28 protein-coding genes are annotated in these 24353 nt (G+C 68.7%); 14 read left to right on the top strand and 14 right to left on the bottom strand.

What is annotated here, in order from left to right; genetic code table 11:
- Positions 1-92: 92 nt before the first annotated feature.
- Together ABTX24_RS02380 and ABTX24_RS02375 are read left to right on the top strand one after the other, a co-directional pair.
- Positions 93-1664, top strand: a complete 1572-nt coding sequence (locus ABTX24_RS02380) for a SulP family inorganic anion transporter (protein ID WP_350837182.1) — start codon at positions 93-95, stop codon at positions 1662-1664.
- A 256-nt stretch (positions 1665-1920) separates the two neighbouring features.
- Positions 1921-3531, top strand: a complete 1611-nt coding sequence (locus ABTX24_RS02375; protein ID WP_350837180.1) for an ABC-F family ATP-binding cassette domain-containing protein — start codon at positions 1921-1923, stop codon at positions 3529-3531.
- A 9-nt stretch (positions 3532-3540) separates the two neighbouring features.
- Here ABTX24_RS02375 and ABTX24_RS02370 read toward each other — a convergent pair whose 3' ends face one another.
- The 3 genes from ABTX24_RS02370 to ABTX24_RS02360 all read right to left on the bottom strand — a co-directional run bounded on the left by ABTX24_RS02370 (position 3541) and on the right by ABTX24_RS02360 (position 5955).
- Positions 3541-4242 carry a class E sortase gene (locus ABTX24_RS02370; RefSeq protein ID WP_350837178.1) on the bottom strand — a complete coding sequence of 234 codons (702 nt, stop codon included), beginning with the start codon at positions 4240-4242 and terminating at the stop codon, positions 3541-3543.
- Between the two features lie 89 nt (positions 4243-4331).
- A complete protein-coding gene (locus ABTX24_RS02365; RefSeq protein ID WP_350837176.1) occupies positions 4332-4856 on the bottom strand; it encodes a 2'-5' RNA ligase family protein in 525 nt (174 codons plus the stop codon).
- A 25-nt stretch (positions 4857-4881) separates the two neighbouring features.
- A complete protein-coding gene (locus tag ABTX24_RS02360) occupies positions 4882-5955 on the bottom strand; it encodes a class I SAM-dependent methyltransferase (RefSeq protein ID WP_350837174.1) in 1074 nt (357 codons plus the stop codon).
- Between the two features lie 228 nt (positions 5956-6183).
- On the opposite strand from ABTX24_RS02360, the gene ABTX24_RS02355 reads away from it, so the two are divergent.
- Together ABTX24_RS02355 and ABTX24_RS02350 are read left to right on the top strand one after the other, a co-directional pair.
- Entirely contained in the window at positions 6184-7440 is a 1257-nt protein-coding gene (locus ABTX24_RS02355) for a hypothetical protein (protein WP_160023952.1), read from the top strand.
- A 103-nt stretch (positions 7441-7543) separates the two neighbouring features.
- Positions 7544-8443, top strand: coding sequence for an HAD family hydrolase (locus tag ABTX24_RS02350; RefSeq protein ID WP_160023953.1), 900 nt, complete (start codon positions 7544-7546; stop codon positions 8441-8443).
- 31 nt (positions 8444-8474) lie between these two features.
- Here the strand turns inward: ABTX24_RS02350 and ABTX24_RS02345 are convergent, their stop codons facing one another.
- From ABTX24_RS02345 to ABTX24_RS02320, 6 genes are all read right to left on the bottom strand, one after another.
- Positions 8475-9347, bottom strand: coding sequence for a hypothetical protein (locus ABTX24_RS02345; RefSeq protein ID WP_160023954.1), 873 nt, complete (start codon positions 9345-9347; stop codon positions 8475-8477).
- Positions 9344-9898 (bottom strand): hypothetical protein, encoded by a 555-nt coding sequence (locus tag ABTX24_RS02340; protein ID WP_350837171.1) that lies wholly within the window; start codon positions 9896-9898, stop codon positions 9344-9346. The genes ABTX24_RS02345 and ABTX24_RS02340 overlap by 4 nt, the downstream gene beginning before the upstream one ends.
- A complete protein-coding gene (locus ABTX24_RS02335) occupies positions 9891-10325 on the bottom strand; it encodes a hypothetical protein (protein ID WP_160023956.1) in 435 nt (144 codons plus the stop codon). Before ABTX24_RS02335 ends, ABTX24_RS02340 begins: the two co-directional genes overlap by 8 nt.
- A gap of 191 nt (positions 10326-10516) precedes the next feature.
- Entirely contained in the window at positions 10517-11749 is a 1233-nt protein-coding gene (locus tag ABTX24_RS02330; RefSeq protein ID WP_160023957.1) for a BAR domain-containing protein, read from the bottom strand.
- A complete protein-coding gene (locus tag ABTX24_RS02325; RefSeq protein WP_160023958.1) occupies positions 11749-12048 on the bottom strand; it encodes a flagellar protein FlgN in 300 nt (99 codons plus the stop codon). The genes ABTX24_RS02330 and ABTX24_RS02325 overlap by 1 nt, the downstream gene beginning before the upstream one ends.
- A 120-nt stretch (positions 12049-12168) precedes the next feature.
- Positions 12169-12456: a WXG100 family type VII secretion target gene (locus ABTX24_RS02320; protein ID WP_008356172.1), complete on the bottom strand. Its 288-nt coding sequence runs from the start codon at positions 12454-12456 to the stop codon at positions 12169-12171.
- Positions 12457-12660: 204 nt separating this feature from the next.
- On the opposite strand from ABTX24_RS02320, the gene zwf reads away from it, so the two are divergent.
- Both zwf and ABTX24_RS02310 read left to right on the top strand, forming a co-directional pair.
- Positions 12661-14097: a glucose-6-phosphate dehydrogenase gene (gene zwf, locus ABTX24_RS02315; protein ID WP_350837168.1), complete on the top strand. Its 1437-nt coding sequence runs from the start codon at positions 12661-12663 to the stop codon at positions 14095-14097.
- A complete protein-coding gene (locus ABTX24_RS02310; protein ID WP_350837166.1) occupies positions 14094-15083 on the top strand; it encodes a 5'-3' exonuclease in 990 nt (329 codons plus the stop codon). Before zwf ends, ABTX24_RS02310 begins: the two co-directional genes overlap by 4 nt.
- 81 nt (positions 15084-15164) lie before the next feature.
- Here the strand turns inward: ABTX24_RS02310 and ABTX24_RS02305 are convergent, their stop codons facing one another.
- Positions 15165-16343, bottom strand: coding sequence for a trans-sulfuration enzyme family protein (locus tag ABTX24_RS02305; protein WP_350837164.1), 1179 nt, complete (start codon positions 16341-16343; stop codon positions 15165-15167).
- Positions 16344-16457: 114 nt separating this feature from the next.
- On the opposite strand from ABTX24_RS02305, the gene ABTX24_RS02300 reads away from it, so the two are divergent.
- On the top strand, positions 16458-16955 hold the full coding sequence (locus tag ABTX24_RS02300; RefSeq protein ID WP_350837162.1) for an Lrp/AsnC family transcriptional regulator: 498 nt from the start codon (positions 16458-16460) through the stop codon (positions 16953-16955).
- Between the two features lie 7 nt (positions 16956-16962).
- Here the strand turns inward: ABTX24_RS02300 and ABTX24_RS02295 are convergent, their stop codons facing one another.
- Positions 16963-17763, bottom strand: a complete 801-nt coding sequence (locus ABTX24_RS02295) for an alpha/beta fold hydrolase (protein WP_350837160.1) — start codon at positions 17761-17763, stop codon at positions 16963-16965.
- A gap of 77 nt (positions 17764-17840) precedes the next feature.
- Here ABTX24_RS02295 and ABTX24_RS02290 point away from each other — a divergent pair, with 77 nt between their 5' ends.
- Complete coding sequence (locus ABTX24_RS02290; protein ID WP_350837158.1) at positions 17841-18011, top strand: hypothetical protein; 171 nt, start codon at positions 17841-17843, stop codon at positions 18009-18011.
- A 27-nt stretch (positions 18012-18038) separates the two neighbouring features.
- On the top strand, positions 18039-18680 hold the full coding sequence (locus ABTX24_RS02285; protein WP_350837156.1) for an AraC family transcriptional regulator: 642 nt from the start codon (positions 18039-18041) through the stop codon (positions 18678-18680).
- A 12-nt stretch (positions 18681-18692) separates the two neighbouring features.
- On the opposite strand, the gene ABTX24_RS02280 is transcribed toward ABTX24_RS02285, so the two are convergent.
- On the bottom strand, positions 18693-18905 hold the full coding sequence (locus ABTX24_RS02280; protein ID WP_350716960.1) for a dodecin: 213 nt from the start codon (positions 18903-18905) through the stop codon (positions 18693-18695).
- 158 nt (positions 18906-19063) lie between these two features.
- Here ABTX24_RS02280 and ABTX24_RS02275 point away from each other — a divergent pair, with 158 nt between their 5' ends.
- From ABTX24_RS02275 to ABTX24_RS02260, 4 genes are read left to right on the top strand one after another with little or no spacing between them, the layout of a single operon-like run.
- A complete protein-coding gene (locus ABTX24_RS02275; RefSeq protein ID WP_350837154.1) occupies positions 19064-20494 on the top strand; it encodes an MFS transporter in 1431 nt (476 codons plus the stop codon).
- Positions 20491-20940: a hypothetical protein gene (locus ABTX24_RS02270; protein ID WP_350837152.1), complete on the top strand. Its 450-nt coding sequence runs from the start codon at positions 20491-20493 to the stop codon at positions 20938-20940. Before ABTX24_RS02275 ends, ABTX24_RS02270 begins: the two co-directional genes overlap by 4 nt.
- Positions 20937-21401, top strand: a complete 465-nt coding sequence (locus ABTX24_RS02265) for a GNAT family N-acetyltransferase (RefSeq protein ID WP_350837151.1) — start codon at positions 20937-20939, stop codon at positions 21399-21401. Before ABTX24_RS02270 ends, ABTX24_RS02265 begins: the two co-directional genes overlap by 4 nt.
- A 30-nt stretch (positions 21402-21431) precedes the next feature.
- Positions 21432-22013 carry a TetR/AcrR family transcriptional regulator gene (locus ABTX24_RS02260; RefSeq protein WP_350837149.1) on the top strand — a complete coding sequence of 194 codons (582 nt, stop codon included), beginning with the start codon at positions 21432-21434 and terminating at the stop codon, positions 22011-22013.
- 5 nt (positions 22014-22018) lie between these two features.
- Here ABTX24_RS02260 and ABTX24_RS02255 read toward each other — a convergent pair whose 3' ends face one another.
- A complete protein-coding gene (locus ABTX24_RS02255) occupies positions 22019-23281 on the bottom strand; it encodes an oxygenase MpaB family protein (protein ID WP_350837147.1) in 1263 nt (420 codons plus the stop codon).
- 61 nt (positions 23282-23342) lie between these two features.
- On the opposite strand from ABTX24_RS02255, the gene ABTX24_RS02250 reads away from it, so the two are divergent.
- Positions 23343-23975 (top strand): TetR/AcrR family transcriptional regulator, encoded by a 633-nt coding sequence (locus ABTX24_RS02250; protein ID WP_350837145.1) that lies wholly within the window; start codon positions 23343-23345, stop codon positions 23973-23975.
- On the opposite strand, the gene ABTX24_RS02245 is transcribed toward ABTX24_RS02250, so the two are convergent.
- The gene (locus ABTX24_RS02245) at positions 23970-24350 is read right to left on the bottom strand and encodes a VOC family protein (protein ID WP_160023969.1); all 381 of its coding nucleotides are present in this window, start codon (positions 24348-24350) and stop codon (positions 23970-23972) included. The two genes, ABTX24_RS02250 and ABTX24_RS02245, sit on opposite strands and share 6 nt — an antisense overlap.
- Positions 24351-24353 lie beyond the last annotated feature (3 nt).

Below are 24353 nucleotides of genomic sequence, written 5' to 3'. Positions count from 1 at the left end.
TATGTGCTCGGAGGCTAGGCAAGCCCTCCAGCGGGCGACCTCCCCCGACTCGGGTGACCTGCCGGACCACCCGGTCACGATGGAGTGGGGCCGTGAAGACGTGGCTGATCCCGACGATGCGCGGCTACGACCGCTCGTGGCTGCGCGGTGACGTGCTCGCCGGGCTGGCGACGGGGACGGTCGTGATCCCCCAGGCCATGGCGTACGCCACGATCGCGGGGATGCCGGCCAGCGTCGGGCTCTACACGTGCTTGCTGCCGATGGCGGCGTACGCCCTGCTCGGTGGCTCACGCGCGCTGAGCGTCTCGACGACGTCGACCATCTCCGTCCTGGTGGCCAGCTCGCTGGCCACGCTGCCCGAGCGCGACCCCGACGAGCTCATGCGGGCCGCGTTCACGCTGACCTTCCTGGTCGGCGTGTGCCTGCTGATCATGCGGCTGGCCCGGCTGGGCGCGCTGGTCGAGAGCATCTCCCCCGCCACCATGACCGGTATCCGGCTCGGCGTGGGTCTCACCGTCGTCGCCAGCCAGCTGCCGGCTCTGCTCGGCCTGGCGACAGACCCGGAGGCGGAAGGCTTCGTCGAGGAGCTCGTCGCGGTCGCCCGTGAGCTCCCTGAGCTCTCCGCGGTCACCGCGGTGGTCGGGATCGCCGCGATCGTGCTGCTCCTGGTGCTCCGCCGGCTGGCCCCGGCCGTGCCGGGACCGCTCGTCGTCGTCGCGGCGGGCATCGTGCTCGTGGCGCTCAGCGGTGTGGAGGACCGTGGACTCGCGCTCATCGACCCGGTGCCAACCGGGCTGCCGACGCTGAGCCTGCCAGTCGTCGACGACGTGATCGGGCTGCTCCCCGGCGCGATCGCCATCGCACTCATGTCGTTCCTGGAGACGGTGCTGGTGGCGCGGACCAACCGGCGTCGCCACGAACCTGCCATCGACGTGGACCGCGAGCTGGTCGCCACCGGCATCGGCGCCCTGGCCGGTGGGCTCACCCAGTCGCTCCCGCCGGCGGGCGGGTTCTCGCAGTCGGCCGTGAACCTCCGCTCCGGTGCTCGCACCCAGCTCTCCGGGCTGGTCACGGTCGGTCTGGCGCTGCTCGTCGCGCTCGCGTTGGCGCCTCTGCTGGCCGATCTGCCACAGACGATCCTCGCCGCCGTGGTGCTGGTGGCGGTGGCCGGGCTGCTCGATCCACGGGAGCTCGGGACGTACGCCGCTGTCGACCGGGCAGAGCTCTGGGTCGCTCTGGCCGTCGCGGCCGTCGGCCTGACCGGCGGGATGCTCCTCGGCGTCGCGGTCGGCGTCGGTCTCACGCTGCTGCTGGTCATCCGCGCGGTGAACCAGCCGCGGGTACGCCTTCTCGAGCGCCCCTCGGCTCCTGCGGGGGTGCTTCACCTTCTGCTCACCGGCGACCTCTACACCGGCAACGCCCAGGCGACCTACGACGCGGCGCTCGAGCTGGTGCAGGCCGCCGCACCCCGGACGGTCACCCTCGACATCTCCACCCTCACCCACGTCACCGTCCCGCTGCTCAACACCCTCCGCTCGCTGCGCGACGACCTCGCCTCCGACGAGACCGAGCTGGTGCTCCTGGACGTGCGCGATGATGTGCTGCCCGTCCTTCGTCGAGCACCGTGGTTCGTGGAGGCGGAGCAGGAAGGGTTCGTCGGGTGAGCGGGACCGTACGGCTGTTAAAGTGAAGGCGTGGAGCTGATCGAAGTGGACAAGATCTAGCCACCGGACTGCCGGTGGCTTCGCCCGTGCGGGGATTCCGCATCGGTGAACGATCACTCTCGACGTACACGCGCGTCCGCCCTTCCCCGGGCGTCGACGCGTGTGGCTCTCCGGCACGTTCGCGTTTCTGTCGACACGTACCTGATTCCCGTCGCGCCCAGTCGGCGCTCGACGGAAGAGACGAGAGAACACAGCCATGTCCACTCCTTCTGCCATCACCCTGCGCGACCTGACCTTCGAGTGGCCCGACGGCACCGTCGCGCTCGAACGGGTCAACGGCACCTTCGGCACCGACCGGACCGGTCTGATCGGTCGCAACGGCGCCGGCAAGTCCACCCTGCTCCGCCTCATCGCCGGCGAGCTCACCCCGACGTCCGGCCACATCGACGCCGCGGGTGAGGTCGGCTACCTGCCGCAGACGCTCACGCTGCGGCAGGAGACGACGATCGCCGACCTGCTCGGCATCGACGGCATCCTCGCCGCGATCCGGGCTATCGAGGCCGGCGAGGTCGACCAACGACACTTCGACGCGATCGGCGACGACTGGGACATCGAGTCCCGTGCCGACGAGGCCCTCGACCAGATCGGCTTCTCCGCGGCCGACCTCGACCGTCGCGTCGCCGAGATCTCCGGCGGTGAGGGCATGTTGATCGCGATCACCGGCCTCCGCATCCGCCGCACCCCGATCACGCTGCTCGACGAGCCCACGAACAACCTCGACCGAGCCACCCGAGCCAAGCTCGCCGAGTTCGTCGACCAGTGGCCGGGGACGCTGGTGGTCGTCAGCCACGACCTCGAGCTGCTCGACCACATGGACAGCACCACCGAGCTGTTCGGCGGCACGCTGAGCACGTACGGCGGACCGTACAGCGCCTGGAAGGAGCACCAGGAGCAGGAGCAGGCGGCCGCACTTCAGGCCGCTCGATCCGCCCAGCAGGCGCTCAAGGTCGAGAAGCGGCAGCGCATCGAGGCGGAGACGAAGCTCGCCCGGCGCGAGCGGACCGCGAAGAAGACCCAGAAGGACGGCGGGATCCCGAAGATCCTGGCCGGCAACCGTGCCAGCAAGGCCCAGGCGTCCGCCGGCTCTCTCCGCTCGACGCTCGACGACAAGGTGAAGGCCGCCCAGGCCGCCGCCGACGCTGCCGGTGCTCGCGTACGCAACGAGGAGCACATCCACCTCACCCTCCCCGATCCCGGCGTGCCGCGCGGCCGCCGGATCGCGGAGCTGGAGGACGAGGGCCGGACCGTCGTGATCCAGGGTCCGGAGCGGGTCGCGCTCATCGGCGCGAACGGCTCCGGGAAGTCGACGCTTCTCGCGCATCTCGTGCAGGGATCCGAGCCTGTGGAAGGCCGCCCGCGCGGCCGCCTCCTCACCGACCTGGTCGGTCTCCTCCCCCAGCGTCTCGACGGACTCGACGACGAGGCGAGCGCGATGGAGAACGTACGCAGCGTGGCGCCGGAGCTGCCGCCCGGCACCGTCCGCAACCAGCTCGCCCGGCTCCTCCTGCGCGGCGACAGCGTGGACCGCCCGGTGCGTACGCTCTCGGGTGGCGAGCGCTTCCGCGTCTCGCTCGCCCGCCTCCTCCTGGCCGACCCGCCCGCCCAGCTGCTGATCCTCGACGAGCCGACCAACAACCTCGACATCACCAGCGTCGAGCAGCTCGCCGAGGCTCTCGACGCCTACCGCGGCGCCCTGCTCGTGGTCAGCCACGACTTCGGGTTCCTGGAGCGGATCGGCATCGACACCGTCATCGAGCTCGACGCGGGAGGGCGAATGCATCAGCGTCGGGACCTGGACCGTCAGTGACGCCGGCCCTCACCGCACGGCCACGAGGACCCCGATCTTGTCGATGCGGTGCTCGGGATTGTCGAACTCGTCGGACCAGTAGTTGCCGGCCGCGTGATCCTCAGGAGTGGCGCACGTCGACAACGTGATCATCGCGCGGGTGGGCTCCTGGCCGGGTTTGCCGGGGACGGCGGCGCGCTGCGCGCGCAGCGACGCCGCCGACCGGAACGAGGTCTCCCGGGTGCCGGTTATGCGATAGACGTACGTCGCCTCCTCGGTCCGCACCCGGACCCGGTCGCCTCGTTCGAGCTCGGGCAGCCTGAGGAACGCTCGCGTCGAGGAGAGCCGGTGGGCGGTCACCTGGTAGTTGCCGATCCCTCCCGGCCCGGTGCCGCCGCGCGGGCCGTACGGGCTGGCCGCGACGCCGTTGTTCTGGATCTCGGTGCCCGGGGCGTCGTCGGTCCAGCCGCGGTAGGGCACGACCTCGAGGTCGGTCAGACCGATCGCCGGGATGGACAGCTCCCCGCGCATCGGCCGGCCGTCGGAGGACAGAGGCGCGGGTTCGGTTGTGCTCGGTGACGCCGTCGGGGATGCGGTGGGGGATTTCGCGGCCGGCGGGGAGCTCGACGGTGCCGGCGGTGTGCTCTTCCCCGAGGGGGTCTCGGTGCCGCACCCGCCGAGCACGAGCGCGCCGAGGACCGCGCCGACGACCCGGGACAATGCGATCTTCATGGGGCCGCCTCGCGCGAGCTGCTGGTTCCCGAGCCACGGTACGCCGACCCGCAAGGCCCGATCTGCCTGGATGCGGTCAGGAGAGCCGGTCAGAGCATCCGGGGCAGCCGCCAGATCAGGCCGCTGCTGCTGTCCACCAAGGCGGTACGAACCGCATGCAGCTCGAGCGGAAGGACATCGGCGACGGCGTTGACGATCACCGGAAGCTGGTCCGCCGAGGCACGAGTGGCCACCGACACGTGCGGCAACCACAGACCGGGCCGGTAGTGCTTGTGCAGGTCTGCTCCGGACTCGAGGAGCGCTCGCGCGACACGGTCCTGCCGCATCGCCACCGTGGCTGAGAACGAGGGCGCCAGGGCCACCCGGCCACGCGGAAAGATCAGTGAGCCATGACTGGCGCAGTGGAACGGTTCGCCCTCCGGAAGCCCGTCGAGCGTGTCGCGCACCGAACGGAGCTCCCACGTCCGCAGGACCGCGAACGAGAGGTGCGGGTGGTGGTGGCCGTGGGTGTGGCTCGCCATGGTGCGGACTCCGGCCTCCTCCAACCGCGCCCAGAGCTCACGCACCAGCCGGTCGGACCGAGCGTCGAAGAGCTGGCACACCGCAAGCGCCATGAGATCAGCTCGTCGCCACGACGGATCAGAAGAGCCGGTAGAACCGCCAGAACCCGAACCCCTCGACCGGGAGGACCTCGAACCTGCTGAACCCCGCGGCCTCGCCGTAGCCCTGCAGCGTCGAGGGCCGCATCACCGTCCCGGTCCCGACGCTCGGCGGCGACGAGAGCCCGTCCGGCAGACAGACCAGGAGGCTGAACCCGTACATGAGCCGCTCCAGCTCGTCGCCGTCCGGCGCGAAGCTCTCCGCCACGGCCTCGTCCATCACCACCATAGATCCGCCGGGCACAAGCGTCCTCCGCACCGCGCTGAGCACCTCGACCGGCCGAGGCATGTCGTGCACGCACTCGAAGGCGAAGGCCACGTCGACCGTCCCCTCGTCAAGGGTGGCCGCGTCCTGGCAGACGAACCTCACCCGGTCCTCGACCCCTGCCTCGCGTGCGTTCGCGACGGCCATGTCGACCGAAGGCTGGTCGATGTCGATGCCCAGCACGGTGGCATCGGGGTAGGCGCGAGCCAGCGCGATGCTCGACCATCCCCCGCCACAGCCCACGTCGAGAACCCGACATCCCTTCGTGGCGAGGACGTCGTGGACTTCGGGCACGCCTGCCAGTGCCGGCCCGAGCTGCTTCTCGTACCACGGCCGGTTCGCATCAGCCTGCGACTGCCTCGCATCGTTCCCGAGCTCATCCCAGCTGACCCCACCACCGTTCCGGTACGCCTCCATCAGCTGCGGCAGCGCCGGCCCCACCGCCCCGAACATCCGGGCGATGGGCGCCAGATAGGCCAAGCTGCTCGTATCCGTCATCACCTCAGCGGTGCTCTCTGGAATCGCGAACCGCCGCTCGTCCGGCTCGCCGTCGGCTTCGACCACCAACAGCCCCACCACCGCCTGCTGCTCCAGCCACTCCCGTGCGTACCGGACCTGGGTCCCCGTACGTCCCGCCAGCTCGATCGCACTCGCCGGCCCCTCGTCCGCCAGCGACCGATACCACCCCAGTCGGTCTCCGATGAAGACCGAGACCGTCTCGACCGTGCCGAGGAGTGACCCGAAGAGTCGCTCAGCGACTTCGTCCGCCGTCTGCTGCGATGCGTCCATCTGTCCACCATCCCCCGGACGCGTTCACCCGAGCAGGCCGGTTTCCGGCGATACATAGTTTGAGGTACACGAGCAGCCAAACAGCATCCCGAAGACCTACACGCTCCTCATCAGATGCTCCGTCATGGCAAGGCGCGATGGACCCCAGAAGATGCACATACTTACATTGGCGTGGGGGATATCATCACCGGGATGGTTTGCGAAGGAGCTGACTTCACGGGAGGTTGAATGGCAACGTATTGGTTGCTTGACTGGCTAGACGAAGAGGGGATATCCGACCTCGGCGCCCTCGACGATGTGCTTCGTACCCCTGCTGGATACGAGCGGATAATCATCGCCGCGGACGTGGCGCGGAGTCACGCGCCAGAGCCAATTGGCGCCGGCCGTTCACTCGTGGCAGGCACGGGCCTAGATTTGTCAGGTGTATTGGGCTGCGGAATGGCCGAGTGTCTAAAACAGACCGTCGACGACCTCGTGTATCGATCTTGGTGCTACTTCGACCGAATTATTGTAAGCGGGCTCGACCCCAACGAGTTCATTGTTCGCACGGCCCAAGGTGATCGACAGCTCCACCGAAAGATGGTTGCTAATCACGTCGCAGCAGCCCTTCATATTCGCAGCATCGGGGCCGAGGAACTATTTACGTTCAGACGTAAAGCACAACTGTGCACCGACCATATGAACCAGCACGCAGCCGAGGCGGGCATGCCTCCGACTGACGCAGCAGTCGATGAACTCACGCGTGAACTCTCAAAGGGTTTCGAACTAAGCCTCAGGGAGACGCGCTCAGGCCTACGATACACCTTCCAACACCCCCTCATCAGCACCACAACAACAGGAACTCTTGAACGCCGAATGCCTCGCTCACGCATCGGTCCATATATCGCCCGCGTCCAGGCAAAAAGGGTCGTAGCTGGCCTCACCCGTAGCGTCTGGCTCTCTCGCGACGTTCGTGGCGCACTCGGACAGTCCGCGCTCAAGGAAGGCAAATACTATGACCTCAGAGGATCGTCGGATAGGTCAGTGGCCGACGTCGCTCTGACTCTTCGCCTTCCAGCAATCGAAGGCGCGACCGTGGATCAACTCTTGGTTCTTCGGCGCGATGAACCAGAGGAGTTCGAAGTATTTCGTGGAGCCTTGGTACGTACGATCGAGGAGCGCCTAAAGGCTCTCCCTAGCGAAGATGCGCAGCACGTGGGCGCCTCGGTCGTGGATGACGTTCTCACGCCAGCAGTGGCTGCGCTTGAACTCAGGATGAAGAGGTCAACCCGCCTGCTCGGTGCGCGTTCCGCCGTAGCAGTAACCGCTGGAGGCATTCTAACGACAGTTGGGCTGCTTACCTTCGCTCCCCTCGTGGTCCCAGGTCTAGTTCTAGCATCCGGAGGGCTCGTCGCTAATTACGCCGACTTCCTAAAGGATCGCCGAGAAATCGATCTCGCCGATCTCCACTTCCTATGGCGCGCCGACGAACGCATCCATTCATAGACCGATCCGACATGCAGGCTAGCGCACCGTCCCGCCGCGAAGTACTCGCCTCGACGTTCGGGCCCCAACGGCCTCGAAGTACTCCGACGAGAAACGGGAGCCTATGAACGCCCTGATCCTCAGCGACCTCGACGGCACGCTCCTCGGCCCCGGCGCCGTGCTCTCGCCATCAACGCGTGACGGCATCAACGAGCTCGTCGCCAACGGCCTGCTGTTCACGTACGCAACCGCCCGCTCGTACGTCTCCGCGACCCGTGTCACCGATGGGCTCGACCTGCGGATCCCGGTCACCGTCTCCGGCGGTGCGTTCCAGCTCGACCCGCACACCGGCGCGATACTCAACGAGGAGCGCAGGGCGGAGGACGACCTGGACACCGTGATCCGGCTCTGCGAGAAGCATCGGGTTCCTCCGATCGTCTACAGCGGCACGCCAACAGCCGAGCGGGCGACGTGGGTCGAGGGCGAAGAGTCCGAAGGGATGCGCCGCTTTCTCGCAGACAGGGTCGGGGACCGACGGTTTCGGCCGGCCACGGACTGGGCCCGTCTCCCCCGCGACGGCATCTTCTACGCCACGATCATCGGAGAGGCATCGGCCATCGCGGCGCTGACCGTCGACATCGCGGCGGCCACCGACGGCAGGCTCTCGCTCATTGCGCAGATCGACACGCACCATCCGCAGGACACCTACCTCGAGCTCAGCGCTGCGCGCGCCACCAAGGCCCACGCCGTCGCCTGGCTGCGCGACTACCTGGACGTCGACCAAGTCATTGCCTACGGCGACAACCTCAACGACCTGCCCATGTTCGGGGCAGCGGATCAGGCGTACGCCGTCGCCAACGCCGCCCCGGAAGTCCTCGCTGCCGCCACTGAGGTCATCGGCGGCAACACCGCGGACGGCGTTCTTCATCACCTCTCGGCCATCTGGTCGACCACTGCTCAAGCGACACCGCCATCTGGAGGAGTTCCCACTACACCGGAGAGTCCTGGCGTCGCCTCTGGCTGATGCCCAGCCGGCGCATGCCGGGAACCAGGAGTCAACGAGGATCGCGTTTGGCTTCCCAGCCAGCCTCCGTCAACTCGTCCGCTTCGTCGCGGTGGTCGCGAGGTATGTCAAGGATCGAGGCCAGCTTCGAGGCACCGATAGGGCCTGGCACCCGGTCGATTCCGGTTACGCCGCGTCGTTGAGCACGCTCCGCGGCATGTGCCCAGAGGCTCTCGAGATAGACGAAGTCGACCTGCTCTCGTCGCAATCGCTCCTCAAGTTCCTGCGTCGCTCGAACCCGCTCCTCCGCGAGGGACGCACGCGCCTCACGACGTGCACGGAGGAAAGCAAGATCGCGATCCCGCGCCGCCTCGGCATTGCGCGCCCGGCCGACGTGCATCCACACGACTGCAGCACCTGTAACCACCACCGAGATCACGATCGACACCTGCTCCCACAGCTTTACGCCAGGCAGAAACAGCGTGACGCCACCAGCGACAACGACAAGTACGAGCGCGAACGTGCCCATCCTCGCCGAGCTCTGGCGCGCTGGGCGACGAAACGACGCGGCGGCGAGTACGACTAGCAGCACAGCGACCATCGGCGAGAGGACTGGAGGCATCCACGACCACCCGGGCGACTGACCGAACCTGCCGAAGATCCCGCCCGCCGCAGCAGCCGCTGTCACCAACGCAAGCAGGCCCACACAACCAAGGAACGGTCCGTCTTCGTGTGCATGAGTTCCATGCTCCATGGACTGTCTTGTCTTCTTCGCCGCAACGAAGAGGTCATCGACGATTCCATCGTTGCCCGTTGCGTTCAGGACGACCTCGTCCATCCGAGATGCAGTCAGATCGATCTCGGGTGTGGCAGATACCGCGTCATCGATCCTCGACCTTACGGCCTTGTCGCTGCTGTCGTTCAAGCTGTGACCTCCCAGGTCGATATCACCGGCTCGACAAGGGCCAGAACCATACCAGCGGCGGGAGACGAGGCCGGAGAGAGCGAGACCGTCCCCAGGTTTCCGGCGATCGAGACGACGTATGTCGTCTGAGTGAGGTGCAATGCGGTCGCATCCGATTCCACACCACTTTCGACCTCAGCCGGATAGAGCTCTGAGACTCGAAACCCGCGTACTCGGCCCAGTTCGACCGGGACGATGGTCGGTTCCCACGATCCAACCTCGCCTCCAGTGACGAGGTCCAACGCTTCCTGTATGGACCCAGCTGGTTCCTTGTCGGTGTAGAGCGAGAAGGTCGCCACTGCGTACAGCGAGGACCGCGGCTCCTGCAACAACAATGTGAGATCCGCGGTCGTGGCGCGAGCAGCGACCGCAAGTTTGGCCATCGTCGCAGCAACCTGTTCGCTGTCGCCCACGAGTCCCGCCGAGCGGTCTTCGACGAACTGCGCTTCTCCGGACGGACCGGGCACTTCGTGCCAGAGCGCAGGATCGGGCTGGATCGTGAACTCAGCCATGGCGCTTCCATCGGAACGTCGCAACGATGCTGTCGCTGAGAAGGGTCATGGCCGCGATCCCCTCTTCATCGATGTGGTTGCCCTCCGCGCCATCAAGGATCGTGGCGCGGATGACGAGCGCGGTCTCCGGGGCGTGAGGAACACGGATCAGGTACGTGGGCTGGACGGTGTGCACCACACCACCGTCGACAAGAAGATCTTCGCGGTCCACCCACCGGAGGATCGAGCCACCTTCGTCAAGAGGGCCCGCGCCGCGACCGCTCACGAGTTGCTTGGCCAGGGACGTCATGGACGTTCCTGGGGGTGCCTCCAACCAGGCCAGCGCCAGACTCATCGGAGCGAAGTCATCTACCGACACGTCCTGTTGGCTGATCCAGGCGATCAGTCGCTCGTGTGACTCCGGGGTTGTCCCCGCCTGGGCGATCACGGAGTCGACGCTCGCGCGTAGGCGAGCCCCGTCTGCACCCGGCACTCGCGCAAGCGCTGACTGAGCCTGAGCGCCCAGCGATTCCATATCAGCCGGTCTGGCTACCCACCCTTCAGGCAAGAGCATCCCGAACGGTGGCGTCTTTGCTGTGGCCCCAAAGAGCTCAGCTCGAAGTCCGTCTGCGATACCCATCAGCCGCCCGTCACTAGATCGCCCATACCGACGATGTTGGAAATCGAGGTGCCCACACCCTGGAACGTGCCTGCAATCGCATCCGCGGTCGACGTCGGCACCTGGCCTGGCTTGAAGCCGCACAAGCCGTGCAATACCTGGCTGTACGTATTGGGCCTGACATCCGTCGCCAGAGTAAAGGTGCGCAGCATGTTGCGCGTGTTCAACCCATGACGCACCATCCAGTCCGCCGAATCAACTCCGAACTTACTCATGGCGGAGTTGTCCAAGGCACGTCCCCACGTCCTTGCTGAACCGGCGAGCCGGGAGAACTTGAGAGATGAGAGCCCGTCAGCGAGTTTGCCCAGACTGGCAAACTTCCCGAAGGGAACCACGCCAAGTGCCGCGAGCGCCATACCTCGCCACGAACCACGATCGCCCAAGAACTTCGACGCTTCCAAGGCGAGGGTCAACACACCCGCGACGATCCCGATCACCGCGGCGATCGCGGCGATGGGGCCGGTAAGGCAGATCGCGATGATGAGCGCCACGAAGCCGACCACCTGGAGCACCTTCAAGGCCCCCTCGACGAAGGGCATCGCGTCGTCCCAGAACCCGTCCTCGACGCCGTTCTCGTTGACCTCTTCGAGATCGTCGCGAGCGACGCCGTACGCGTCCTCCCAGGTAGACACCGGGGCGTCGTAGCCGCCCCAGTAGCTTTCCCAGTCCGAGACTGCCGAGTCGAAGGCTGCCTGCTCACCCGAAGCGTCGGGCCGTTGGGCTTCGGACTCGCCGTCGCCCTCGCCTACGGGCTTGTTCTCGGCCTCCTGGTCGTGCTGTTCCTGCGCCTGCTGGACCTCGAGTAGCGCGAATGAGGTGGTGTTGACCGATTCCCAGGCGGTCTCGGCGTTGGTGACGAGGCTGTCGGTCGCGTCTTGAACGGTCTCGAGTGCTTGCGAGTACGCCTTCAGCGCCTCGCCGCTCGGGGTGTAGCGCTGGCCCGCGGTGCGCAGGTCTGCGTAGACCTCCTTGGCCTGTTCGCGGATCTTCTCCAAGGAGTCGCCGATACCGAGATCGCCGTCGGCGAACAGCTGCAGCGTGTCAGCCGCGGTCGACATCTTCTCGCCGAGGTCGATGATCGCGTCGGCCCTGGTGCCGATGTCTCCGGCGTCGCCATCGATCTTCAGCAGCTCTCGCCCGCCATGTGTGTCCGGCATGGAGGGCCGACGGTACTTGGGGTCGTTCTCGGTCATCAGGTGCCCTCCTGCATCTGCGCGAGCTCGGCATCCAAGTCGGCCCAAGCCTGACGATTCTCGTCTACCCGCTTCTTCATCTCTTCGAGCTTCTCGCGCAACGTTTCACGCTTGTCGTCCCACTTCGACTCGAAGTCGCTTGCTCGATCCCTCAACGCAGTCCAGCCTGGAAGCGGCGTACGAATGGCACTCTCCAGTTCGCCCGTGCGCGAGCCAGCTTCTTTGAACTCGGTGATGATCAGACCGAGCGCGTTGCTCAGTTCCTCCATCCGGTCGAACGGAATCAACACGTCTGCCACGAAGTTCGCCTCCAGGTCCTTTGCTGGTCTACATCACGCCGAGGCCGCCTGGCGGCCTCGCAATGGTCAGGGAGGCTGGTGGAGACGGTTCACGTCCCCACCAGCCGGAGAGTCAGGCTCTCAGCCGCCGGCGAGCTGGCTGTCGAGGTCCTGGATCGCCGTGGCCATGTCACGCAGAGCCTGAGCCATGTCCTCGACACCAGCAATGGCGTCCTTCAGACCGGTCGTCATCTCCGTGTAGCCGTCCTGGAACTTACCGGACGCCTTCTCCGTCTTGAACCCGTCCTGAACGAGCTCGTCGACATAGCCCTGGCACTCGTCCAGCGCCGACTCGATCGTGTCCTTGCCCTGGTCGAGCTTGTCGGCGGTGCCGGTCATCTCGTCGTATGTTGCCCCGAAGTCACTCATCGATCATTGCCTTTCCCGCGGTTTCCAATACACGACACCCCGTCGAGGCGCCTCAGAGTGGTTCTACCCACTCCGTCGGGTTCTAAACATCCCGATAGTAAAATGTCGCTGCGCTTTCGCGATCCCCCCGTGGGCTTCACTGCTGTACGCACGCTGGTAGCGCGAGTTCCCTGGCAATACCACCGCGAGTGGTTGACTAAGGATGTGTCCACCAAACCAGCCCCGCACGTACTCGTTCTCTTCGGCGCGACCGGCGATCTGGCCGCGCGCAAGCTGTTCCCCGGGCTGTATCGGCTCGCGCTGGCGAAGCGGCTCCCGGATCAGCTCGCGATCATCGGCAGCGGGCGGCGCTCGCCGGGCACTGATGAGGACTTCCGCAGTCACGTGCACCAGGCGCTGAAGGAGTTCGTCGGGGAGGTCGACGAGACCGTGGCTCGGCCGCTGCTGGAGCGGATCCGTTTCGTCGCCTCCTCCGCCGAGGACGGCAAGGCACTGGCCGAGGCGGTGCACGAGGCCGAGGACAGGCTCGCGCTCGAGAGCGGGCAGACCCTGGGCGACGTACAGCGCCTTCTCTATCTTTCCGTGCCGCCGCAGGCTGTGGAGCCGATGGTCGCGATGCTCGACCGCGAGCAGCTCAACGTCCGCAGCCGGCTGGTCGCGGAGAAGCCGTTCGGGACCGACCTGGCCTCGGCGCGCGAGCTCGACGCGGTGCTCAGCGAGGCGTTCGACGAGAAGCAGATCTTCCGGATCGACCACTTCATCGGGAAGGAGGCGGTGCAGAACCTGCTGGCGCTGCGCTTCGCCAACGGCCTCTTCGAGCCCGCCTGGAACCGGCACAGCATCGAGTCGGTGCAGATCGACGTACCGGAGAAGCTCACCGTCAAGGGGCGCGGCAGCTTCTACGAGGGCACCGGCTGCCTGCGCGACATGGTCACCACCCACCTGTGCCAGCTGCTCGGGTTCGTGGCGATGGAGGATCCGCACGCGTTCCGCGAAGGCGCGATCCGCGCGGCGAAGGCCGCCGCCTTCGCGGCCGTGCGGCCGCTGGATCCCGAGCGCGTGGTCTTCGGGCAGTACGAGGGCTACCGCGAGGAGCCCGATGTCGCCGCCGACTCCGATGTGGAGACGTACGTCGCCATCGAGGCGTGGATCGACAACGACCGCTGGCGCGGGGTGCCGTTCTACCTGCGCACCGGCAAGGCGCTCGCGGCCGGGCGGCGGACGATCACGATCCGGTTCATCGACCCACGGCACCGGTGGCTGCAGCCGGCCGACTCCGGCTCCTCGGAGCCCAACGAGCTGGTGATCGAGCTCAGCGACGACCCCCGGATCGAGATCGACGTACGCGCCAAGCGGCCCGGCCCCGGCATGGCGCTGACCGAGGGCGTCTTCCGCCTCGACCTCGCGGGGGACGCGCCGGACGCCGGGCCGCTGGAGGCGTACGAGCGACTGATCCTCGACGTCATGAACGGCGACCGGACCCTGTTCACCAGCGCGCGCGAGGTCGAGCGGCTGTGGGAGATCTGCCAGCCGGTCCTCGAGCACCGGCCCGACGTGGAGAGCTACCCGCAGGGGTCCTGGGGTCCGGAGTCGGCGCTCGAGCTGCCGGAGGGTGGCTGGCGGCTGGGCAGGAACGCGTGACCGGCTCGCGCCGCCTCCTGCTCGTCGTCGACGCCCCGTCGCTCCTGCACCGCAACCATCATGCCCGGGCGCATACCCGCATGATCGACCGTGCCGGCCGGCCCGCCTGGGCGCTGCACGGCATGCTGCGGCAGATCCTCGACTCGATCGACGCCTTCGCTCCCGACGCGGTGCTCTTCGGCCTCGACGACCGCACCGCCTCCGTACGCCGGGACGCCTATCCCGACTACAAGGCCGGCCGCGCTGAGAAGGACCCGATGCTGGTCGAGCAGCTCGGCCGCGCCGGCGCGATGCTCGACGCCCTCGGGCTCGCGACCCTCACTCCCCCAGGTCTCGAGGCCGACGACGTCAATGCCTCCGGCGCCGCGTGGGCCGGCCGCAACGGCTGGGACTGCGTCGTCATCACCTCCGACCGCGACGCGTTCGCGCTGATCAGCGAGCACACCCAGGTCCTGCGGCTGATCAACGGCGGGATCAACGGCTCTCCCCTGCTCAACCCCGCCCGGCTGTATGCGATGTACGGCGTGCCGGCCTCTCGCTATCTGGAGTACGCCGCCCTCCGCGGTGACGCCAGCGACAACCTCCCCGGTGTCAGCGGCATCGGCGAGAAGACCGCGGCGGCCCTGTTGGACCAAGTCGGCCCCATGGACGGTGTCTGGTCCGACATCTCGGACAACGACGGGCGGAAGGTGACCGAGGTCCTCGACGCGTGGGCGGCCGAGACCGGCGTACGCCGCATCGGCGCGCGCGTCGTCCGCGCTCTGTCCGCGCCCGGCGCCCGGGAGCGCTACGACTTCAACCTGCGGATGATGACCTGCCGCGACGACCTCGACCTCCGGCTCACCCCGGACGTCCCCGGTACCCCTGGTCTGCTCCCGCTCGACATCGATCGGGTCACCCGCGTCGTCGGGTTCCTCGGCGTCGAGGCGACCACCGCCGTCGCGCAACGAGTGCTGAGCACGAATCCCGCCTCGACGGTGTCGTAGCCCCACTCACCGCGGCGGCGCAGCGTTCTTTCCGGTGACACCCGTTCGCTACGAATTCGGCCAGACAGCCTCGGTCGAACGTCAGGTGGACACGCCCGAGAGCCCGGCGTCGAGGTCGGCCATCAGGTCTTCTGGGCTCTCGAGGCCGATCGAGAGGCGTACGAGGTTCGCTGAGGGCTTGGCGTGGGCGGCGACCGGGCGGTGGGTGAGGCCGGCGGGGTGCTGGATGAGGGAGTCGACGCCGCCGAGCGAGACGGCGTGGGTGAAGAGCTGCACCGACGAGGTGAGGCGGGCGGCGGCGTCGTATCCGCCGCGCAGGGCGATCGCGATCATGGCGCCGGGGCCGGTCATCTGCTTGCCGACCAGGCCGCGATCGTCGTCCCGGCCGGGGAAGTAGACCCGCTCGACCGCCCGATGGGACTGCAGCCACTCCGCGATCTCGACCGCGCCAGCCTGCTGGGCGCGGACGCGGGTCGGGAGGGTGGCGAGGCCGCGGTGGAGGAGGTAGGCGCCGAGGGGATGGAGAAGGCCGCCGGTGACTGCGCGGACCTGACGCAACAGCACGGCCGTCTCCTCGTCGCACGCGATCACGCCGCCGACGACGTCGCCGTGACCGCCGATGTACTTGGTGGCGCTGTGCAGCGACATCGCCGCGCCCAGCTCGAGCGGGTTCTGCAGGATCGGGGTGGCGAAGGTGTTGTCCACGAGCACCGGTACCTCACCAGCAGCCGCCACGACAGAGGCGATGTCGACGAGGTCGAGAGTCGGGTTGGCCGGGGTCTCCAGCACCACCAGCGCCGTGTCAGGCCGAACCGCCGCGGCGACCTCGTGCTCGGCACAGAACGTCGCCTCCACACCCAGGAGTCCGGAGGCGAGCAGGTGGTCGGTGCCGCCGTACAGCGGCCGGACGGCGACGATGTGGCGCTTGCCGCTGAAGGACGTGCTCGCGATGATCGCGGCGGTCATGGCCGCCATGCCCGAGGCGTACGCGACCGACGTCTCCGCGCGCTCGAGCTGGGCCAGCGCCGACTCGAAGCGCGCGACGGTGGGGTTCCACAGCCGCTGGTAGACGTACCCGCCATCGGACAGCGGCTGGCCACCGGTCGCCATGGCCTCGTAGGAGGCTCCCCCGCGCTCGATGTCGGGGAGCGGGTTGGTCGAGGACAGGTCCAGTGGCAGGGCGTGGACGCCGAGCATCGCCAGGTCGTCCCGGCCGGCGTGGACGGCGAGTGAGTCGAGGTGGTGGTTCGCGATCGGCATGGTGCGATGCTGGCGGGAACCACAAGATCAGGCCATATCGATTGCCGAAGATCCCAGCGAATGCCAGATACTGACATCTTCGAGCAACTCAGCCCGCGTCCCAGGGAGTCACCGTTGGCGAAAGAACAACCCTCCGCAACCGCCCTCGACTCCATCGACCGCCGCATCCTGGGCGAGCTCGGCACCAACCCCGAGCTCACCAACAAGGCCCTCGCATCGCGCCTCGGTCTCGCCGAGTCGACCTGCGCCTACCGGCTGCGCGCCCTGCGCGACAGCGGCGTCATCAACGGCCGCCGTCTCGACGTCGACGTCCGTTCCCTCGGCTACCCGCTGCAGGCCGTCATCAAGGTGCGGCTCGGCAGCCACAGCAAGGAGCACGTCGAGAAGCTCTACGACGATCTGGCCACGACCCCCGGCGTGATCCAGGCCTTCCACGTCGCCGGCGCCGACGACTTCCACCTCCACGTCGCCGTCGAGGACGCCGAGGCGCTGCGCGACTTCGTCCTCCAGCACGTCACGGTCCACCGGGTCGTACGGCAGACCGAGACGCAGCTCGTCTTCGAGCTCCGCGAGGGACCGGGCGTGCTCCCCCGCGACCCCGCGCTCCCGTGAGCCGAGCTCAGCCGAGGAAGTCGAGCAGCAGCCGGGCCGTCTCCTCCGGCGCCTCCAGCATCGCGAGGTGTCCGACGCCGGCGAGGTACGCCACCCGCGAACCGGGCACGATGTCGTAGTCGTGCGCGGATGCAGGATCCCATCGTGGATCGGCATCGCCGAAGACCACCAACGGCTTCCGGTCCAGCCTCGCGAGCCGCTGCGGGATGCTCAGTTCGTCGATGTAGTCGCGGTTCGCCCGCATGATCGCCCGGAACGTCTTGAACGACGTTCTCCTCAGGTCGTCGACCACCTCGTCGCTGATCGTCACCGGCCGGGCGGCGGTGGCGGCGATCCCCTTCCGGAGCAGCGTGTTCGTCCGCAGCGGCCACACCAGCGCGCCGAGCACCGCGCCGGTCAGCAGCTTGACCAGGGCCGGCTCCGGAAGCAGCGCCGCCATGCTCGGTCCGGTGCTGATCAGCGCCAGCGATCCGACCAGCTCCGGACGCCGCTCGGCCAGCGCCGTGGCGACATATCCGCCGCTCGAGTGGCCGACGACCGCCACGTCCTCGAGGCCGAGCTCGTCCAGCACCGCGGCGACCCGCTCGGCCTGGTCGGGCACGGCGTAGGTCGCCGCCGCGCTCGACCTTCCGCAGCCCGGCAGGTCGACCCGGAGGACCTGGAACCGATCCGCCAGCGGCGCCACCATCGGCTGCCAGGTCGATCCCGTGGCCCCGGAGCCATGGATGAGCAGTACGGGCGGCGCCGTCTCCGTGCCGTCTCGAAGCAGGTGGACACCGTGGGTGGTCGGCTGTTCGTACGTAGTCATGGTCGTCACGATCGCCTGCCGCCGCCTGCGCCGTCTTGGACGAATGTCAGCCTTGGGTTCCGATCTAGCCTGAAGCCATGGACTGGTCGCAGGTGGATGTCACCATCCCCCGGAGTTCGCTCGGTGCCGCGCCGATCCCTGGCGTCCACATGGCCGGCTTCCGCTATCGCGGGACCGGTCCGGCGGCCATCGCGATGGTCGCCCACCCGGCGGTCACCCTGCTCTTCGACCTCGGCGACCAGGCCTAGGCGGTCGATGACGACCACGGCGTACGGATGCCAGGAAGCGTCGCGGTCGGGCTGCTGCCCGGCGGCGTGACCGTGCGGGGCGCAGGCGCGGGCGAGTGCCTGCAGGTGCGCCTGTCGCCGGTGCTCGCCACCGAGCTTCTCGACACCGCCGGCCTCACTGGCACCTTCGCCGGGCTGGACGATGTCCTGGGACCGAGCGCGAGACGCCTCGGCGACCACCTGCGGCGCACCACGTCGTGGGACGAGCGGTTCGCGGTGATGTCCGGCTTCCTCGGCAGCCGCCTCGACGGTCGGCGGAGGGTCGACCGCGAGGTCGCGTACGCCTGGCACCAGACCCATCTCCACCACGGCCGGACCGACATCAGCACGCTCGCGGCGGAGACCGGCTGGTCGCGGCAGCGGCTGTGGTCCCGGTTCCGCGCCCAGGTCGGCCTCTCCCCCAAGCACGCCGCCCGCCTCGTCCGCTTCGACCGCGCCGCCCGACTCCTCGCCGGCGGCACCCCGCCCGCCGAGGCCGCGGCGCGCGCCGGCTACTCCGATCAGCCGCATCTCAACCGCGAGGTGCGCGCGATCGTGGACGCCACGCCCCGCGGAGTCGCCGCCGAGCCCTGGCTCGCCATCGACCACGCCGCCTGGCCTGCGTTCATGCCGAGGAGCCCTCAGGCGTAGACCCGGTGGCCGTCAGTCGTCCTCCATCCGGAAGCCGACCTTCAGCCCGACCTGGAAGTGCTGGATGTCGTCGTCATCGACGTGTCCGCGGATCTCGGTGACCTCGAACCAGTCCAGGTGCCGCAGCGTCTTGCTCGCTCGGCCGACGCCGTTGCGGATCGCCTGCTCCAGTCCTTCGTCTGAGGTCCCGACGATCTCGGTGACGCGGTAGGTGTGTGAAGACATGCTCCTGGCCCTTCTCTCGATGGTCGCTGTACCCACCATGGGCGCGACCTCAGGACCGTGCAAGGGGCGGCGCTCCGAGAAACCCCGTTGTCGAACATCGATGTTCGAGTTAATATCTCGTACATCGATGTTCGACTTGTGCCCTCAGGAGGCGCGCCATGACCTCAGACACCCACCCCGACGCTGCCGTCGCCCACTCTCCCGATCCGCGCCGATGGCGGCTGCTCGGCTTGCTGGGGCTGGCGCAGCTCATGCTGATCCTCGACGTCACCGTGGTGGCGATCGCGCTGCCGCACATGGGCGCCGACCTCGGCCTGGGTCGCGATGCGCTGACCTGGGTGGTGAGTGCCTACACGCTCGCGTTCGGCGGGCTGATGCTGCTCGGCGGCCGGGCTGCCGACCTGTTCGGCCCGAAGCCCGTGGTCCTCGCGGGGCTCGCCACCTTCACCGTCGCCTCGCTGGCCACCGGCTTCGCGACCAGCGCGGAGCTGGCGATCGGCGGACGGGTCGCACAGGGGGTCGGGGCCGCGATGCTCTCCCCCGCTGCCCTCTCCATCGTGGTCCGGCTCTTCGACGGCGAGGAGCGCAACCGCGCGCTCGGGGTCTGGTCGGCGCTCGGCGCCGGCGGCGCGGCGATCGGCGTGCTCCTCGGTGGTGCGCTGACCGCCGGGCCGGGCTGGGAGTGGGTGTTCCTGATCAACGTCCCGGTCGGCGTCGTCGTGGCGGTCCTCCTGGCCCGGCAGCTCCCGCCGCTGCCGGCCTGGGGAGGCGACGTACGTCTCGACCTCGTCGGCGCACTGATCGTCACCGCCTCCACCGGGCTGCTGATCCTCGGCTTCATCGAGGCCGGCGACGAGGGCTGGACGTCGAGCCGCACCATCCTGCTGGTCGTCGCCGGGATCGCCGGATACGCCGTCCTGGCCGGCTGGTTGCGACGTACGCGTCATCCCTTGATCGACCCTGCCCTGGTCACCCGGCGACCGGTCCTGTCCGGCACCTTCGTGCTGTTCGTCGCGACCGGGTTGATGGTGGCGGTCTTCTTCCTCGGGACGTTCTACCTGCAGAGCGCCGCCGGGCACGGGCCGCTCGCGACCGGGCTGCTGTTCCTCCCTGTCGCCGCCGCGACGATGGTCGGCGCGCAGCTGGCCGGCAGGCTCATCGGCCGCATCGGCGCTCGCACCCTCGGGATCGCTGGGCTGCTCATCGCCGCCGCCGGGCTCGTCGTACCCGCGATCAGCATGAGCACCCTGTCCACCGTGGTCGCGGTCAGCATCGGCTCCGCCGGCCTCGGCGTCCTCTTCGTGGTCGCGGCCGCGACCGCGCTGAGCCAGGTCGAGCCGCAGCTCGCGGGCGTCGCCTCCGGCATCCTGAGCACCTTCCACGAGCTCGGCGCCTCGCTCGGCGCGGCGGTCATGTCCGGCGTCGCCGCGGCGAGCCTCGTCGACGGCACCACCGACGGCTTCGAGAGGGCCTACCTGGTCGCGGCCGTGATCGCAGCTCTCGCCGCCGTCCTCGCCGGGGTGCTGATCCCCGGCCGTCAGTCACCCACCGCTGATTCCCAAGAGACTCACCAGGAGACCCAGTCATGACCACGACCCACCGCCCCAGACCCCGCGCGCTCTCGTTCGCGCTCCACTACCTCCAGATGGTCATCGCGATGGCCGTTGGGATGATGCTGCTCTACCCGCTCTGGCTGCTCGCCGTCGGCGGAGCACCGGAGAGCGCGTGGGTGCACCGCGCCGACGTCGACTCGCTGGTCATGGCCACCACGATGGTGATCCCGATGGCTGCCTGGATGCGCTTCCGCGGACACGGACCGAGGCCGATCGTCGAGATGTCGGCGGCGATGTACGCCGGCTTCGTGGTCCTCTTTCCCTTCCTCTGGCTCGGGCTCATCGACGCCGGTGGCCTGATGCTGCTCGGTCACGTACTCATGCTGCTCTTCATGCTCGTGGCGATGCTCGCGCGCCCCGGCGAGTACTCCGGGAGCCACGCCCACCACGCCCACGCAGCGACGGACCAGGAACCAGCATGAGCACCCACCCGGACGTCGTCGTACGCGAAGCGACCCCGGACGACGCCGAGACCGTGCGTACGCTCATCGGAGAGATCGCCGCCCACCAGGCCCAGTCCGGCTCCGTCACCGTGACCGCCGGGCAGTGGGCCGGCTACCTCGAGCGCCCCGACATCATCGTGCTGCTCGCCGAGATCGACCGGCAGCCGGTCGGCTACGTCTCAGCCGTACGCCGCCTGCACCTGTGGTCGGGCAGCGACATCATCGCCCTCGACGACCTCTACGTCCGACCCGGCCATCGCGACGCCGGTGTCGGCCGGCTGCTGATGACCGCGCTGGCGAGGCGTGCCGGCGGCCTGACGATCACCTGGGGCGTACAACCCGACAACGACGCCGCAATCCGGTTCTATCGACGGCTCGGCGCCACGGTCCGCGCCAAGGTGATGTGCGCGTGGCCGGCTGCACGGCAGCCGATACCCTGATGCTCAACATCTCGTGGGAGGTTCCCGGCCGTGACGACCCTCAAGCGCGCCGACGCACGTAAGAACATCGAGTCGATCATGGACGCGGCCACCGCCTGCCTCGCCCGCGATCCCGACGTCAGCGTCGCCGACATCGCCAAGGCAGCAGGCGTCGGCCGGGTCACGCTCTACGGTCACTTCGAGTCCCGGGCGACCCTGGTGACCCAGGTCGTCGAACGTGCGATCCAGCAGTCCGACGAGGCGCTCGGTGCGGTCGACCTCGATGGCGATCCCCGTGCCGCTCTCAACCGCCTCCTCGAGGCGTCGTGGCGACTGACCCAGCAGTACGGCGCGCTGATCGTCGCCGCCGAGCAGAGCATGCCCCTCGAGCAGTTCCAGGCGGTCCACCTCGGGCTGATCGACCGCTGGAAGCCGCTCATGGAGCGCGGGCGCCGCGACGGCAGCTTCCGCGACGACCAGCCGCTCGAGTGGCAGCTGACCCTGCTCCAGAGCGTCCTCCACGCCGCCTCCGGCGCCGTCTACCGGGGCGAGATCAAGGCGGCCGAGGCCGCCGCCCTGATCGACGGCACCGTCCAGGCCGCCCTCACTGCTCCCGGCGCCACCCGCGACTGACGCAATCACTCCGGGAGGTCGCCGACCGCCGCGCGCCCGGAGCCGAAGTAGCTGGCCAGCAGCGAGTCGGCATTTCGCTCGCCTCGCCGCTCCAGGCGAGCCCGGCCCTCCTCGGTCCGTCCGAGGACCCGGTATCTGAGCACGTTCACCGGCAGCAGGTAGGCGTGCGCCCACGGCAGCCTCTTCGGAAGGCCGAGCTCCTGCATCGACCTGGTCCCGAGGAAGACGGTCAGCATCGAGAGGAGCCGCTCCCGCTCGTACCAGCCACGCATCCGCTGCAGCGGACCCGGCCAGCCCGGATAGCGGCGCTCCCGCTGGACCTCGACCGCCGCCTGCGCCAGCTGCGGGCCGGCCTCGGAGATCGCCGCCTGCGAGAGCAGCACGTGGTAGTTGATCCGGTGCCGCTCCCACTCGTCGTCGACGAGGAAGTCCTCGTCGACGCCCATCAGCCAGCCGACGTACTTCCACAGATGCATCAGCGCCCGGGCGTCCCGCCTGGAGACCGGCACTCCGAGCGCCCGGCACCCGATGATGAGCACGCCGTCGAACAGGCCCAGCGTGGCCGCCTGATCGGCCTGGTTGATCGGCAGCCCCCACCTACCGGTGTCCCACCTGGGTTCGAACCCGGCGTTGACCAGCGCATGCATCGCACGTACGTGGACCGTGAGCCGCCACGCCTCACCCGAGGCCGATCCCGGCCCCGGTGGCCGCAGCCCGCCGAGCTCGCGCAGGCTCACCGCCCAGTGCTGGGTCTCGGCCAGGCGCCGCCGGGTGGTGCTGCCGGTCAGGCCGCCGGTGGCCACGAGCAGGTCCGGTGGACCTCCGAACCGGTAGCCGCTGATGAGCGAGAGCTGCAGCAGCACGTCGGCCGCATTCTGGCCGAGTCGGGTGAACACCCGGCCGCCCTCGTCGACGAGGTCCCAGTCGACCCAGTCCGGGGTGGACTCGACCTGCGCGAAGAAGTCGGCGAGCGCCGGAGGTGGGGACTCCACCGCCGCGACACCGTGCTCCAGTGCCGTACGCAGCTGGGTCATCGTGACCTTGCCCGGAGTCCCGGCTCGCATCCGGATCGCCTCCGCCAGCCGCGCGCCGGCCTCGTCCCGCTCGCCGAACGCCCGCCCGATCCGCTCCATCAGGTCCTCGTCGACCTCGTCGATGCGGCCCAGGAGGCGCAACGGCCGCCCGAGACGGCGGCTGCGCGCCTCGCCTTCGCGAAAACGTGTGGGGAATCCGGTGGGGTGGGTGCCTTGCTGCGCGAGTGTGGTCATACCTCCAGCGTGATGCGAGCCAGAGCTCGCTTTCAATTCGCGTTCTGCCTAACGTAAGGGCATGCGCAAGACACCCACCCAGGCTCGCTCGAGGGCGACGGTCGAGCGCATCCTGGAGGCCGGACGCCAGGTGCTGGTCGAGGACGGCTACGAGACGTTCTCGACCAACCGCGTCGCGGTCGCCGCCGGCATCAGCCCCGGCTCGCTCTACCAGTACTTCTCCGACAAGGCCTCGATCCTCGACATCGTGATCAGCCGCTACTGGGACGACGTCTCCGAGCGCACCGCCTCGGCGCTGGCACTCCAGACGAGCACCGTCGGCACACCGGCGATCCGGTCGGTCGCCGACGCACTCCTCGCCGGGCTGGAGCAGGATCCGGCCCTGCTGCGCGTCCTGACCGAAGAGCTCCCCGCCTCCCGCAACCGCGACCGCCACGCGGCGCTCGTCAACCGCGTACGCGACCTCACCGCCGCCTATCTGCGGGCCGGGCCGGTCGGGATGACCCGCCCCGACCCGCAGATCACAGCGTGGGTGCTGGTGGTGGCGATGGAGAACATCGCCCTGCGCTGGGTGCTCGACCGGCCGCCCTACCCGCGCGAGGCCGTGCTCGAGGAGATGGTCGCGCTCACCGCGGGCTACCTGAGCAACACCGCTCGAACGGGCGAGACCGCCCCGAACACCGACCGGTCATGACGCCGCGGCGGCGGTCTGCTCGAGGATCACGAAGCGGTTCCCGTCGGGATCGTCGAAGGTGAACATCGGCGGTACGCCCGGCCAGCGCAGCAGCTCGCCGACGCTCACGCCGCGAGAGCTGAGCGACTCGCGCTCGGCGGCCGCGTCGGGGACGTTGAACCGGATGCCGGTCTCGGTGACCGTCCCCGCCTCGCGGTCGCCGGCGACGAGGGCGACGGAGACGTCGGCCCCGGCCGGCGCGACCTCGACCCAGCGGGTCGGTCCGTCGACGTCGAGTCGCACCTCGAAGCCCAGGGTGTCGCGGTAGAAGGTGATGGCCTTGTCCTGGTCGGCGGTGGTGATGCCGACGGTGCGGATGTCGGTGATGGTGCTCATGAG

The organism is Nocardioides sp. NPDC127514 (genome assembly GCF_040302125.1).
Lineage (GTDB): Bacteria > Actinomycetota > Actinomycetes > Propionibacteriales > Nocardioidaceae > Nocardioides.
The sequence above is the reverse complement of the archived record's forward strand: the minus strand, read 5'-3'. Positions and strand labels throughout refer to the sequence as shown.

Bases quoted from the DNA above. Each gene is read 5' to 3' on its own strand.
- ABTX24_RS02375 (WP_350837180.1), top strand. From the start codon at position 1,921: ATGTCCACTCCTTCTGCCATCACCCTGCGCGACCTGACCTTCGAGTGG.
- ABTX24_RS02370 (WP_350837178.1), bottom strand. From the start codon at position 4,242: ATGAAGATCGCATTGTCCCGGGTCGTCGGCGCGGTCCTCGGCGCGCTC.
- ABTX24_RS02365 (WP_350837176.1), bottom strand. From the start codon at position 4,856: ATGGCGCTTGCGGTGTGCCAGCTCTTCGACGCTCGGTCCGACCGGCTG.
- ABTX24_RS02360 (WP_350837174.1), bottom strand. From the start codon at position 5,955: ATGGACGCATCGCAGCAGACGGCGGACGAAGTCGCTGAGCGACTCTTC.
- ABTX24_RS02355 (WP_160023952.1), top strand. From the start codon at position 6,184: ATGGCAACGTATTGGTTGCTTGACTGGCTAGACGAAGAGGGGATATCC.
- ABTX24_RS02350 (WP_160023953.1), top strand. From the start codon at position 7,544: ATGAACGCCCTGATCCTCAGCGACCTCGACGGCACGCTCCTCGGCCCC.
- ABTX24_RS02340 (WP_350837171.1), bottom strand. From the start codon at position 9,898: ATGGCTGAGTTCACGATCCAGCCCGATCCTGCGCTCTGGCACGAAGTG.
- ABTX24_RS02330 (WP_160023957.1), bottom strand. From the start codon at position 11,749: ATGACCGAGAACGACCCCAAGTACCGTCGGCCCTCCATGCCGGACACA.
- ABTX24_RS02320 (WP_008356172.1), bottom strand. From the start codon at position 12,456: ATGAGTGACTTCGGGGCAACATACGACGAGATGACCGGCACCGCCGAC.
- ABTX24_RS02305 (WP_350837164.1), bottom strand. From the start codon at position 16,343: ATGCCGATCGCGAACCACCACCTCGACTCACTCGCCGTCCACGCCGGC.
- ABTX24_RS02295 (WP_350837160.1), bottom strand. From the start codon at position 17,763: ATGACTACGTACGAACAGCCGACCACCCACGGTGTCCACCTGCTTCGA.
- ABTX24_RS02290 (WP_350837158.1), top strand. From the start codon at position 17,841: ATGGACTGGTCGCAGGTGGATGTCACCATCCCCCGGAGTTCGCTCGGT.
- ABTX24_RS02285 (WP_350837156.1), top strand. From the start codon at position 18,039: ATGCCAGGAAGCGTCGCGGTCGGGCTGCTGCCCGGCGGCGTGACCGTG.
- ABTX24_RS02280 (WP_350716960.1), bottom strand. From the start codon at position 18,905: ATGTCTTCACACACCTACCGCGTCACCGAGATCGTCGGGACCTCAGAC.
- ABTX24_RS02275 (WP_350837154.1), top strand. From the start codon at position 19,064: ATGACCTCAGACACCCACCCCGACGCTGCCGTCGCCCACTCTCCCGAT.
- ABTX24_RS02270 (WP_350837152.1), top strand. From the start codon at position 20,491: ATGACCACGACCCACCGCCCCAGACCCCGCGCGCTCTCGTTCGCGCTC.
- ABTX24_RS02265 (WP_350837151.1), top strand. From the start codon at position 20,937: ATGAGCACCCACCCGGACGTCGTCGTACGCGAAGCGACCCCGGACGAC.
- ABTX24_RS02255 (WP_350837147.1), bottom strand. From the start codon at position 23,281: ATGACCACACTCGCGCAGCAAGGCACCCACCCCACCGGATTCCCCACA.
- ABTX24_RS02250 (WP_350837145.1), top strand. From the start codon at position 23,343: ATGCGCAAGACACCCACCCAGGCTCGCTCGAGGGCGACGGTCGAGCGC.
- ABTX24_RS02245 (WP_160023969.1), bottom strand. From the start codon at position 24,350: ATGAGCACCATCACCGACATCCGCACCGTCGGCATCACCACCGCCGAC.